Raw genomic sequence first — 13458 nt, forward strand, 5'->3', positions numbered from 1 at the left:
AGTTTCAATGCTCGCTGGCGCAGTAATGGGGACGACACCCACTTCAGCTTACGTTGAATCATCTGCAGGGATCGCAGTTGGTGGTAAAACAGGCTTAACTGCTGTCACAACTGGTTTTTTCTTCTTGGTCAGCCTCTTATTTTCACCCTTATTAACAGTTGTGACTGATCAAGTAACTGCACCAGCCTTGATCGTGGTTGGGGTTTTGATGGCTTCGTCCATGCGCGAGATCCACTGGGATGAATTCGAGATCGCGTTTCCCGCCTTCATTACGGTCATCGGGATGCCATTAACGTACAATATTTCTTACGGGATCGCCTTTGGTTTCTTAACTTATCCGATTTTAATGACTGCCGCTGGTCGCCATAAAGAAGTTAACTATATTATGTGGATCATGTTATTCGTCTTTGTTTTATTGCTATACATTTTAAATATCTTGCCCGGAAATTAACTTTTGAGTACTGACTAAATCGCAAAACAAAATGAAAGGTTGTTATTAATTTGAAAACTATACAAGATTTAGCTTCTTTGATCGATGCTGGTGCCGCGAAGATCCCTGCTGACTTAGTGATCGAAAACGGAACTTTAGTCAACGTTGACACTGCTGAATACTACGCTGCTGACATTGCAATATATCAAGAGACTATCGTTGCTGTCGACCCTGACGTTTCTGATCACGTTGGTGAAAATACCCAACACATCGATGCGACCGGCAAATACTTGACCCCCGGAATGATCGATGGCCATATTCACGTTGAATGTAGCAAACTCAGCTTGACGCGCTTTTCTCAGGCTGTACTTCCTCATGGAACAACTAGCATAGTTTCCGGCTTAGATGAATATATTTCAGTAGGTGGACTTGATAGTTTGTCAGAAATATTTGAAGAATTAAACCAGCTCCCCTTCAAAGTTTTCTGGGGATTACCCTATAAAACACCTTACACGATCCCAAGATCAACAGTCGCATACAACGTCAATGGAGCTGACCACGAAAAATACCAAGCATTAAATCAATGCTACGGTGTCTGGGAAACTGTGCGTGAATCTGTCCAAACTAAAGACCCAGATACTCTGCAAGCCATACTTGCAGCACAAAAATATCACAAACCGATCTTTGGCTGCTCACCAATGGCTACTGGCAAAGACCTAAATCAGTTCTTAATGTCTGGGGTGCACGTTGACCATGAAAGCTACAGTCACGAAGAATTTCTAGAAAAAGCACGAAAAGGCCTACATGTCGTTATCCGTGAATCTTCCGTCACAAAATTCTTAGCAGAAAACATTAAAGCCATCACTGAAAATACAGCTGGTGTCGCGCGACATACAAGTTTTTGTACGGACGATGTTAATGCCCATGACATTTTAGACCACGGCCACCTAGACCACATGGTCCGTTTAGCGATCAAAGCCGGTGTTGAACCTATGACAGCTATCCAAATGGCCACCATCAACGGGGCTGAGGCCTATCATATCGATGATCAAGTTGGTTCAATCGCCCCGGGCAAACAAGCTGACATTTTATTGGTCGATCAGCCAGGCACATTTAATGTTGAAACCGTGATCAGCAAGGGACAAGTGGTCACAGATAATAACCAAGCGGTCAAAAAATTCGTACCACCTATTCGCTCTGAAAAATTGCTGGACACGATCGACCATGAATTAATGACTGCAGAGGACTTCACCACTAAAGTGGACATCACAAACGGGACTGCCGAGGTACAAACGATCAAAAGCGTAGGGCCTTTTGTCAGAAAACGTTTGGATGTGAAACTAGATGTCGAAGATGGCGTGATCTGCCCTAATGTTAAACAAAATGTAGCTTTAGCTTCAGTGATCGAACGTTATGGTGTCAACCAAAACCATGCCCACGGTTTTATTTCTGGCTGGTCTTTCAATCGTGGTGCGATCGCAACTACCATGTCACCGGATGATAACAACCTAGTCGTTGCTGGTGTTGACCCAGACGACATGACCTTGGCTGCCAATACCTTGATCGAATGCGGTGGCGGTCAAGTAGTAGTTGCTGATGGTAAAGTCTTATCTTTATTAGAACTACCGATCGCTGGTATCAATACAGATCTGACACCCGAAAAATTAGCTGAAAAAGAGCTAGAACTTAAAAAAGCTGCCCAAGAACTTGGCTGTCAACTACCTGACCCACTCTTTTATCTTTCATTTCTGCCGATAACTTCAATTCCTGATTTGGCATTAACTGACGGTGGTAATGTGGATTATACAAAACTCGCTTATTTCGAACCTGTTTTAACAGTCACAGAAGCATAAGTGATTTTTATAGTAAAAACTCCCGGAACATATTTTAGTCTCCAGGAGTTTTTTTGTATGTGTCTATTAAATAAGTTATTGCCGGTCAAATTCTGATCTACTATAACTAGCTGTGCGATTTTAAAAGGGTCGTTGATTTAACCATTTAATTGGCTAAACCAACGACCCTTAAGCTTGTTCCAAAAGAGCAAAATTTTTACTAAACAATGGTCCTTATTCTGATTCTTGCTTTGCTACGACCCAAAAAATAACGCAATCGTCGTTACAAATTAACTTCAGAACATTTTTTAACTCAATGAATCCCATGGTTCCAATTCTTCTGCTGGAGAATCCACGACTTTCAAATCAGCTTCAGTCAAATACTTACGGTCTACTACGACTTCATATACATATTGGTCGAACCATTCGTCTGACATGATAAAGTAGCCCTTTTCTCCCACTTTATCACCCCAACTATTTTCAACCTTCCACTTAGTCGGCTGACCTTCAACTATGTCAACACCTGTTAAAGTCATGGCATGTGAGCATTCACCTTCACGAGTTGCTAAACGTTGTGCTTTATCCAAAGTTAAATCAATGTTAAACAAGTCAGCTTTTTGAAAATATTCTGTAGCCAAAATACCTTGTTGACGATCAGAATAATGCCCAACATCACAACCAAACCAAACTGTCTTGCCATTTTTTAGCGATGCGATCGCAGCATCTTTGATCGATTTCAAACCAACATTAGCAAGCTCCACTGCTTTGCCGTCAAAAATATAGTTTTGACTTGTTAAAACGTAATTCTTACCACTTTCATGATCAGGTGCATCTGCCACAACTGCATATTGATCAAAATCAACCGCTACATATTTCTGGAAAAATTCTTGGGGTGTCAAATCACGATCCAAGTGATATTTCTTGTCATCATCACGATATTCAAAATCAAATTTCTCTGGTGGTTGACCGAAAGCATAAACTAACATCCGGTAAACTTCGCTGATCATTTCTTTTTTCGACTGACGCAATTCATCTTCACCAACACCAGCTTGGTAACTAGCACGTAAATCAACAACATCATTTTTTAACTTATAATTTAGCACGTCTGAAATTTCTTTCGTCTTTTCACTATTATAAGTTTCAGGCATGACACTTTGTGGAACTACACCATATTTATTGATCAAGGCAGCTCCATTAGCCCATTGACCGCCATCATCATCGCCCCATTCAAGCATCGCTATATATTCACGATCATCAGCTGGACGATCGACCAATTCAATGGCCCATTCCAACATTTTATTAGCTTTTTCCAAACGATCATAAAATGAATTGTAATTTTGTGAAAATTGGAAATCTTTTACTTTATATTTCTTAGCAAAATCATGGCGTAAAGTATTCAACGTCGCAAATAACCAACAACGCCCACTTTGTTTTTGATTAGTAACTGAATCAGTTTCTACTTCTACTGAAAAAGTCCGGTTTAGACCTTGTAAAAAATCATGGTCAGCACTGGCCTTTAGTACCCCATTTTGTTGCACGGTTCGTGCTAAAACTTGGCTGGCAGGAACCTTAGTTAAATTTTCTTTGAATTGCTGCAGATCTTTAGCAGTAAGATCTTTCGTCAAAAAAATCCCTCATTTCACATTATTTTATACATGCTAAATCATAGCACCTTTCACAAAATTCTTACAGGCTTTTTCTAATTTAATTTTAACTTTCTTAGCTAAAATTAAAAAAGTTGCAACAACCCTGAAAAAGGCAGCTACAACTTATCTTGATAAGAGGCTTAAATATTATCTTTTTTACTGAAAAGTGTATCTACTGACTGATTGTGGTAAATCAAAGTTAAAGCTTGAGCGAAGATCGGTGCAACTGTGAGAACTTTAAGCTTATCAATTTGATTTTCTTCAGGAATCTGAATCGTATCTGTAACAACAATTTCTTTATATTCAGATTCTTTTAGTTCTTCTGCAGCATTACCTGATAAGATCGGGTGTGTTGCACAAGCATAAATATCGCTTGCACCAGCATGTTTCAAAGCTAACCCGGCATCCAAGGCTTTACCACCGGTATCGATCAAGTCGTCGATCACGATACATTTATGGTCTTGAACATCACCGATCACCATCGCATTTTGTGGATCCAAGCGTGTATCATCACGTTTGTCAACAATTGCGATCGGAGCCTTTAACAATTCTGCCAGGTTCCGTGCAGCTTTCACACCATTATGGTCGGGCGCAACGACAACGACATCATCAGCAATGCCTGAATCCTTAAAATATTGTGCCTGTGTATAAATCGCCAACAAGTGATCAACTGGACAGTTGAAGAATCCTTGTAACTGACCAGCATGCAGATCCATTGTGACCACACGATCAGCACCCGCTAATTGAATAAAGTTGGCGATCAACTTGGCCGTGATCGGTTCACGTGAACGCGCTTTACGGTCGGCACGTGCATAACCATAATATGGAATGACAGCATTGATCGAACCAGCACTAGCGCGACGCAAAGCATCCATCATGACCATCAATTCCATGAAGTTTTCGTTAACAGGCTCCGAGATCGATTGAATCACAAAGACATCATCGCCACGTACGCTATCATCGATATTGACCTGAATCTCACCGTCACTAAAATGTTTGACCGAGGCTTGGCATAAAGTTACCCCCATTTGATCAGCAATTTTTTTAGCTAATTTTGGGTTACCATTCAACGCAAACAACTTGATTCCCGCATTTTCTTGCATTATTATTGATCCTCCACAACTGTTTTGTCAGGGTAAAACTACAAAGTACTGTCACCAACTATGCACAACATTTGAGCCTGAACTGTGCTTGGTTCACAATGTTTTTGTAGTTAACAGATTTTCGTGTAATCCACCTAGTATAATTTATTTACTTTCAAAGTTCATTATAATAAAAAAAGGCCTGAATTTCTATGGTATTGTTCAAAGTGTTCCTAGAAATTCATAATTAAACAAATTTCAGCTTTGATTTCAGAAAAGAGGTATATTTTGTCAAAAACGATCCGACAACTATATAATGCACTGGCTAACTATTTAGGTCCGCAAAATTGGTGGCCGGCTGACAGTGTTGCAGAAATGTTAGCGGGCATGATCTTAGTTCAAAACACTAACTGGTCATCAGCTGCACGTTCACTAGAAAATCTAGCTCAAGCCACCGATTTTAATATCGACACCATACGCGAGCTTACTAACGACCAGCTAGAAGGCTTGATCAAACCCAGCGGCTTTTACCACGCTAAAGCTAAATATCTTAAAAATATCTTAACGATGTACCAAGAACACTTCACTGAGTTAAACCAATTAACTACACCTGACTTACGTCAAAAAATACTAGCAATCAGTGGTATCGGTGCAGAAACTGCCGATGTCTTGTTATTATACTTATTTGACCGTTCAGCTTTTGTAGCAGATGCTTATGCGCGCAAATTATTTAAAAAAATAACTGGTCAAACTTTCACCTATACTAGCTTAAAAAATAAGGTAGAACAACAGACCAACTTTTCATCCCATGAAGCCCAAGAATTTCATGCTTTGATCGATGAGTATGGCAAACTAAAAAATGATCCGTTACACCTAGAAAAAGAATTTAAGCTGAATTTATAAAAAGTATTGAGATAATAACAAGTTAGCTTGCCCACCTGCTGTTTTCCATACTCCGCTCTGTTTTTAGTCGAGCTTCCTATGGCAGCAGGTTGTGCCTAACTATTCATCCACGCTACAATGCTATAGATCGCATTATAGCGTGGATGCCTGTTAGTGCTCGCCTGCTATTCGCCATACTCCGCTCTGTTTTAAAAACAAAATAATTTAATTTAATACTAAATTCTTCTATACTTAAATCAGTAAAATAAGTAGTTAATAACTATTCAGCTATTATGTTATTTGGATTAAGGAGGAACTATTTAATGACAAATGAAATAAAAATCGGTAAAAGTGATGTTACTGTTCCTAACACTTTAGGCCTGGGGACTAATAAAGTCGGTGGCCATAATTTATTTGATGACTTGAAAGATGAAAATGGTTATGCCGTAGTCAAAGAAGCTTTAAACTCAGGTATATCTCTACTTGATACAGCATTTGCTTATGGTAACGGACGTTCAGAAGAGATCATCGGCGATGTGATCCAAGATTACGACCGCTCTAATATTGTACTCGCCACTAAAGCCGCACACGATCCAAGTAAAAATGGTGAATTTAATAACTCGCCAAAGTTTTTGAAACAATCGGTCGATGACGCCTTGAAACGTTTAAAAACTGACTACATCGATATCTTCTACATTCATTTTCCCGACAAAGATACTCCAAAAGCAGAGGCAGTCGGCGCTTTAAATGAATTAAAAGAAGCAGGAAAGATCCGTGCGATCGGTGTGTCCAATTTTTCACCCGACCAGATCAAAGAAGCTAACGCTGATGGTTTAGTTGACATCGCTGAAGACAACTACAGCTTGGTTCACCGTGGAGTAGAACAAACAGAATTTCCTTATTTGCAAGAAAATAATATTTCATTTGTTCCATATTTCCCACTTGCTGCAGGTTTGTTGACCGGCAAATACGGCTCTAAAGACGGCAGTAAATTTGATCAATATAGCGCTCAACAGTACCAAACGATCATCTCTGCTTTAGATAAAGTACGTGAGATTGCAAACGGCCATGACGCTACAATTACCCAGACTATTATCGCTTGGTACTTACAGGACCCAGCCATTAGTGTCGTGATCCCTGGCGCACGGACAGCTGACCAAGTCAAAAGTAACGTTGCTGCTTTAGACGTTAACTTAAGTCAGAGCGAATTTGACCAGATCGATCAGTTATTTCAGGGATTCTAATCTCGACAAATAAATTATCTTAAAGAAACTGACTAATTAAAGTAACACTAAACAGGTGTACTTTAGTTAGTCAGTTTTTATTTTGTAAAACACTTCTTGACATCGCAAGTAAACGGTTTATACTTTAAAAGTAATAAATACTTTTATTGAATTGATCCTGACCGATCAACTAGGAGGCAACATGAAATCACTTAAAAAAATATTTTTGTTTTCCCTTACTCTACCCTTTTTCTTCACTTTAGCTGCTTGCAATAAGAACACCGCAGAAAAAAAGAACAAAACATATGCACCCCAAAAATTAACTGTGCAATTTGTACCATCACAAAACGCCACGACTATCGAAGCGAAAGCTAAACCACTGGAAAAACTACTTGAAAATGAACTAAACATTCCAGTTAAGGTCAATGTTTCCACTGATTATAATACGATCGTCGAAGCCTTGGGCTCAAAAAAAGTCGATGTGGCCTTTTTGCCGCCTGATGCCTATGTTCTAGCACACAAACACTATGAAGCTAAAGCTTTATTGCTGGCACAACGGTATGATGTCACTGGTGCTGATGACCATGATAGCAATAAGTTGGTCGACTTTTATCGTTCCCAGATCTTAGTACGTAAAGACAGCGGTATAGCTGAGCTTAAAGACTTAAAGAATAAAAGAATCGCCGTACAAGATACGACTTCTACTTCCGGTTGGATTTTTCCAGCTGTCGGAATGTATAAAAAAGGGATCGATATCAACAAAGAAAATATCAAAACAGCACAGATCAAAGGACATGATCAAGGTGTCCTTTCCGTTTACAACAAGGATACTGATGCAGCTTTTGTCTGGCAAGGCGCCCGTAACCTTGTTAAAAATGACGCGCCAGATATCATGGATCAAGTTATACCAATTTACACCAGTGCTAAGATCCCCAACGATACGATCACTGTCCGAGGCGATTTGAATGACAAATGGCAGAAAAAAATATCTCAAGCATTTAAAAAAGTCGCCCAAACTAAAAAAAGACACGCCATCGTCGCCGATGTATATGGACATGAAGGTTATACAACTGCTAAAGACAGTGATTTTGATGTGATCCGTGAATATAACAAAACTGCTAGAAAAATAGATGAATAAACAAAAATACACTATCTTCAAATTAAGAACTCTAGGAGGAGTCCACAATTTTTAAGATAGTGCCTTTTGTATATTATTCTCTGATTTGTCCGTTGCCCAAAATAACGTACTTAGTAGTGGTCAATTCTTTAAGTCCCATCGGTCCACGAGCATGTAGCTTTTGTGTTGAGATCCCTATTTCAGCTCCAAAACCAAATTCAAAACCATCAGTAAAACGTGTTGAGGCATTTACATAGACACAAGCTGCATCGACCCGATCCGTAAATTCTCGGCTATGCTGATAGCTTTTCGTAATGATCGCCTCAGAATGCTTGGTATTATGCTGATTGATATGATCGATCGCATCATCTAGTGAATCGACTACTTTGATCGCAATAATGTAGTCATTATATTCAGTGTCCCAGTCATTAGTCGCAGCTGGTACTGCTCTTTTTCCCAAAATCTCACTTGCCTTTTGGTCAGTTCTGATCTCAACGTTATATTTACGCAACGCATCAGCTACCATCGGCAAAAATTGTTGTGCAATTTCCTTAGAAACCAACAATTTTTCTGCAGCGTTACAGACTGAAGGGCGTTGAGTTTTAGCGTTAACTACAATATCACAGGCCATACTCAGGTCAGCCGTTTCATCAACATAGATATGGCAATTACCAGCACCTGTCTCGATCACAGGGACTGTGGCGTTTTTCACTACAGTTTGAATCAAATTCGCTGACCCACGTGGGATCAAAACATCCAAGTAATCAGTCAACTGCATAAATTCTTGTGCCACTTCATGTGATGTTTCTGAGATCATTTGAACAGCATCAGCGGGCACATTTTGTGCAGTTAAGACGGTACGAATAACCTCAGACACTTTAATATTAGTATGTAATGCTTCCTTACCACCGCGCAAAATGACCGCATTACCAGACTTAAAACATAAAGCAGCCGAATCAACTGTCACATTGGGCCGTGCCTCAAAAATCATACCTATCACACCTAAGGGAACGCGTTTTTGACTGATCTGTAATCCTGCTTGTGTAATCCAGCCCTGGTCAAGCTTACCAACTGGGTCAGGTAAACTTGCCACTTGTCTAACACCTTCGGCCATCGTAAAGATCCGTTCTTTATCTAAAGTTAAGCGGTCAACGAACTTTTGCTCCATTCCTGTCGTATGTTTGATATCGTATTGATTAGCCTGTAAAATGTTTTCCACATTTATTTCCAGTGCTTTTGCAATTTCCGCTAAAATTTTATTTTTTTGGCTAGTCGAAAGCTGCGCCAAATTAGTCGCTGCTTGTTTAGCTTTAGCACCCATTTCCGTCAGATTTTCTATCATTTTAAATCACCTCTTTATCTTTTTGTGAGTTAATAAATAATGTCCCAATTGGTTCATTGTTCATGATCTTAAAAATGATCGATGGATTAACACCATTGGCTAAGACCATCATCTTGTCTGCATCTAAAATGCTCTGGGCCGCCTTTAACTTGGTGGTCATTCCGCCTGTCCCTAATTCGGTCCCCGCACCGCCAGCTCGTTTTAAAGAATCTTTCGTGATCTCATGTAAAACATCGACCAGTTGTGCGTCAGCATACTTATTTGGATTTTTGGTATAAAAACCATCGATATCTGATAGCATTACTAATAGATCTGCATTAGAACGAGTAGCCACAATTGCCGACAACTGATCATTATCGCCAAATTTAGTATAATGATCCAATTCATCGACCGCTACCGTATCATTTTCATTCACAACAGGGATCACTCCCCACTTCAGCAATTGCTCCATTGTATGATGGACATGTTCTTTGCTCTTAGGAAAATCAAGAACATCATGTGTCAATAATACTTGGCTGATTTTTTGACCATAAACTGCAAAACGTTGCTGATAAACAGTCATCAATTCGCTTTGACCAATTGAAGCTAGGGCTTGTTGTTCTTGGATCTTTGTGGGTCGTTTAGCTAGTCCTAATTGTCCCATACCAACACCGATCGCCCCAGATGACACTAAGATCACCTGTTTGCCTTCATTAACTAGGCCTGTCAGTGTATAGCTCAACTGATCGATCGCTTGTAAATTAATTTTACCGTTAGCGTGAATCAAAGAGCTAGTCCCGATCTTCACTACGAGTCGTTGCACATTTTCCATGTGGCGCATTGCCTTCATGTCCGGTTCCTCCATTTATTAAAGTTTACCCCATTTTACAACAACTTTATTTTCTTATCACTGTATATTGCTAATTTTCTCTTGTATTTTTCTAATATGTATGCCACAATACTTAAGAACAAATAACCGGCGTCAGAGAGCGCCATTTGGAGGAATTGAATATGGAACAAGTGCATCGTACTGCAAAATCAACACCACAAAGCGGTTTTACTAAGCAACAAAAATGGGTCACCGCTTCAACTGCGGCGGGCTTCACTTTAGAAAACATGGATATTATGTTTTTATCATTTTCCCTTGCATCTATTATTGCAGAATTAGGGATATCAAGCGGCCAAGCTGGTTTGATCGGATCACTGACTAATATCGGAATGTTAGTTGGTGGTGCTTTATTTGGCATTATCGGTGACCGGTATGGTCGTGTGAGGACTTTTTCTTACACGATCTTTATTTTTGCCTTAGCTACCGGAGCTATGTATTTTGCACATTCACTACCACTTATCTACCTCTTTCGTTTCTTGGCTGGGATCGGTGCTGGCGGTGAATATGGCGTCGGGATCGCTTTACTAGCAGAAAACTTTCGTTCAGACCAAATCGGTCGGATGTCGTCTGTAGCTGCGATCGGTGGTCAAGTTGGCGCTATTGTTGCTGCTGTCATGGCAGCTTTGATCATTCCGCGTTTTGGCTGGAATGCTTTATTCTTATTAGGCGTGATTCCTGTTGTTTTGACCTATTTCTTGCGACGTCATGTTAAAGAAACTCCAGACTTTATCGCAGCACAAAAACAAGAAAATTCGAGTAAAACCAAACCATCCTTTAAACAATTGTTCAATACACCACGTAAAGCTGCACAGACACTAGGTTTAATGGTAATGACGATCGTTCAAATCGCAGGATATTTCGGCCTAATGAACTGGTTGCCTGTGATCGTCCAAAAACAACAAGGGCTGTCAGTTTCTGGTTCTTCATTGTGGATGGTTTCAACGATTTTAGGCATGAGCATCGGTATGGTCGTTTTCGGACAAGTAATGGATAACTTTGGACCACGTATTTCTTTTTCGATCTTCCTATTAGGTTCTGCTTCAGTTATGTTTGCGATCTTATTTGCCAAAACTAACGCTTCAATGTTGTTCATCGGTGCAATTATCGGTTTCTTTTCGAACGGAATGTTCGGCGGATATGGTGCTGTGATCAGCCAGCTATACCCCACAGAGATACGCTCAACAGCCAACAACTTGATTATGAACGTTGGTCGCGCGATCGGTGGTTTTTCATCTGTGGCGATCGGTTTATTGATGGACCACTTCAACTTGGGTGTCACAATGGGCTTTTTATCAGCACTATACATCATCAGCTTCATCGTAATGATGTCCTTGCCCGGTTTTCGACAATTAACACCAAACAAAAATTAAAAAATAAAATGTAACAAAAAAAAGAGACAAAAGATTTTTGGAACACATTTAAGGGCCGTCGATCTAATCCATTTAATTGGTTAGATCAACGACCCTTTTAAAATCTTATGTCCGGCTTTTCAGTCGAATCTTAAATGTTAAAAAATATCCAAGTATTTTTATCTTCGCTCTACGAGTTTCATTTTACTATTTATTATAGTCAACGACCTCAATTTTTCCATCAACTAATTTTATCCGAGTTAAACTACCATTTGCTGGACGTTCACTCAAATCATAGCGCCCATTTGCATATCGGTCCATCAAACTCAACAAAGTGTTTCCATGTGAAATCACTAAGACATTATCTCCATCATGTAAGCTTGGATCTGAGTTGATCAATTCAAAACCTTGGTCAACACGTTGCCAATATTCTGTGTGATCTTCAGCCATACTAAATGGATCAGCCTCTTTCAAAAAGTCTTTAGCTGTATCAAAAGAATACTTTTCAACAATATCACCGATACTTTTTAGTCCGTGCGGGCCGGCTGCTTGATACCACGCCTGGTTAATATCCGTTCCTTCAAAGTAGCCATAAAACTCTTCCCGAAAATATGGTGCAGAATGTGGCTTGTTGGTCTGCGAAACCTGGTTAGCATCCAGAATAATTTCAGCCGTTGAAATAGCCCGGCCTGTATCGGAACAAAAAGCTCCAGCAAAAGGCACCTTAGACAAACGCTGGCCGATATCTTTAGCTCCATCGATCCCCTTTTGTGTTAATGGTGAATTACTCCAGCCTTGTAGTTTATTAAAAATATTGTAATAAGTTTGACCATGACGAACCAAATAAAGATTTAACGTTTTCATTTTGTGCCGCCTTTCCTTTACTTTAGTACTTTCTTATATCCAACATACCACGCTGATCAAATACCGACAATTAATTTTACTTATCACTTCTATAGTTAGGAGCCAGATTTTTTTCAAAAAAGCCTTTAAAAAAGCCCCTAGTATTAAACTAGCCCTTTATTATCATTTCCGTTTAGTTAGATTATAAACTGCTAGACATAGCAGAATAAAAAATCCAATAGGGAAAGATATTGTGATAGATAGGTTCAAGTCATTCACCGCCTAGCTGTGCTTAAAGATAATCAGTCTTTAGCAAGCAGCCAAACTCTATTCTAGCATATATATAAGTCTAAAATTTAATATTTGCTATGTATATGTTATAATAATAATGTGATAGATAGGTCCATTCATTACTTGCATAGTAGCTCAGATTTAATCACTGAGTAGTGAGTAGTCCGAATGACATGTCGGCCTCCTGGTTGAGCATCAGGAGGTTCTTTTTTGAGCAAAAATAGGCCCACTCAATTTTAGTGCGGGCCTATCTATTTTTTATAATCACAATTATCTAGAGTTAAAAAATTGCCATTTTTGACACATTAATAAAGCGAAAATAGAATAATATTTGTAAGAAAAAAAGCGTTCAACCTTATCTGAGAACTATGCTTATCGTTTCACCTTGATTTGGTATTAGTACAGTTTTGAAACAATTAATAAAGGTAGGAGAATTTAATTGTATTCGAGAATAAAAAATTACCCCAATTGTCAAATCAAGTGCGACAAGTGTAAAGCTTAAACTATAAGTGAAGATAGATGTTAGTTCAGTGGGAGGTCGGCCAGGAAGCGT

General features: G+C 39.4%; 11 protein-coding genes. 6 read left to right on the top strand and 5 right to left on the bottom strand.

Features of this window, described 5'->3' with window-relative positions; genetic code table 11:
- The coding region (locus LACPOB_RS12195) for a solute carrier family 23 protein (protein WP_040533204.1) at positions 1-451 on the top strand (451 nt) is incomplete at its 5' end.
- A gap of 50 nt (positions 452-501) precedes the next feature.
- Positions 502-2283: an adenine deaminase C-terminal domain-containing protein gene (locus tag LACPOB_RS0110835; protein ID WP_017868840.1), complete on the top strand. Its 1782-nt coding sequence runs from the start codon at positions 502-504 to the stop codon at positions 2281-2283.
- Between the two features lie 287 nt (positions 2284-2570).
- Here the strand turns inward: LACPOB_RS0110835 and LACPOB_RS0110840 are convergent, their stop codons facing one another.
- Together LACPOB_RS0110840 and LACPOB_RS0110845 are read right to left on the bottom strand one after the other, a co-directional pair.
- Positions 2571-3887, bottom strand: a complete 1317-nt coding sequence (locus LACPOB_RS0110840; protein WP_017868841.1) for a C1 family peptidase — start codon at positions 3885-3887, stop codon at positions 2571-2573.
- A gap of 161 nt (positions 3888-4048) precedes the next feature.
- Complete coding sequence (locus LACPOB_RS0110845) at positions 4049-5011, bottom strand: ribose-phosphate diphosphokinase (RefSeq protein WP_017868842.1); 963 nt, start codon at positions 5009-5011, stop codon at positions 4049-4051.
- 267 nt (positions 5012-5278) lie between these two features.
- Here LACPOB_RS0110845 and LACPOB_RS0110850 point away from each other — a divergent pair, with 267 nt between their 5' ends.
- From LACPOB_RS0110850 to LACPOB_RS0110860, 3 genes are all read left to right on the top strand, one after another.
- Complete coding sequence (locus tag LACPOB_RS0110850; RefSeq protein ID WP_017868843.1) at positions 5279-5893, top strand: endonuclease III domain-containing protein; 615 nt, start codon at positions 5279-5281, stop codon at positions 5891-5893.
- A 302-nt stretch (positions 5894-6195) separates the two neighbouring features.
- A complete protein-coding gene (locus LACPOB_RS0110855) occupies positions 6196-7116 on the top strand; it encodes an aldo/keto reductase (protein ID WP_017868844.1) in 921 nt (306 codons plus the stop codon).
- A gap of 181 nt (positions 7117-7297) precedes the next feature.
- The gene (locus LACPOB_RS0110860; protein ID WP_017868845.1) at positions 7298-8233 is read left to right on the top strand and encodes a phosphate/phosphite/phosphonate ABC transporter substrate-binding protein; all 936 of its coding nucleotides are present in this window, start codon (positions 7298-7300) and stop codon (positions 8231-8233) included.
- Positions 8234-8306: 73 nt separating this feature from the next.
- Here LACPOB_RS0110860 and LACPOB_RS0110865 read toward each other — a convergent pair whose 3' ends face one another.
- Positions 8307-9554 carry a glutamate-5-semialdehyde dehydrogenase gene (locus LACPOB_RS0110865; protein WP_017868846.1) on the bottom strand — a complete coding sequence of 416 codons (1248 nt, stop codon included), beginning with the start codon at positions 9552-9554 and terminating at the stop codon, positions 8307-8309.
- A 1-nt stretch (position 9555) separates the two neighbouring features.
- A complete protein-coding gene (gene proB / locus LACPOB_RS0110870) occupies positions 9556-10383 on the bottom strand; it encodes a glutamate 5-kinase (protein ID WP_017868847.1) in 828 nt (275 codons plus the stop codon).
- Positions 10384-10544: 161 nt separating this feature from the next.
- Between proB and LACPOB_RS0110875 the strand changes: the two genes are divergently transcribed.
- A complete protein-coding gene (locus LACPOB_RS0110875; protein ID WP_017868848.1) occupies positions 10545-11792 on the top strand; it encodes an MFS transporter in 1248 nt (415 codons plus the stop codon).
- Positions 11793-11978: 186 nt separating this feature from the next.
- Here the strand turns inward: LACPOB_RS0110875 and LACPOB_RS0110880 are convergent, their stop codons facing one another.
- Complete coding sequence (locus tag LACPOB_RS0110880; protein WP_017868849.1) at positions 11979-12635, bottom strand: histidine phosphatase family protein; 657 nt, start codon at positions 12633-12635, stop codon at positions 11979-11981.
- Positions 12636-13458: the final 823 nt, after the last annotated feature.

The sequence above is a fragment of the Ligilactobacillus pobuzihii E100301 = KCTC 13174 genome, assembly GCF_000349725.1.
GTDB classification, from domain to species: Bacteria; Bacillota; Bacilli; order Lactobacillales; family Lactobacillaceae; genus Ligilactobacillus; species Ligilactobacillus pobuzihii.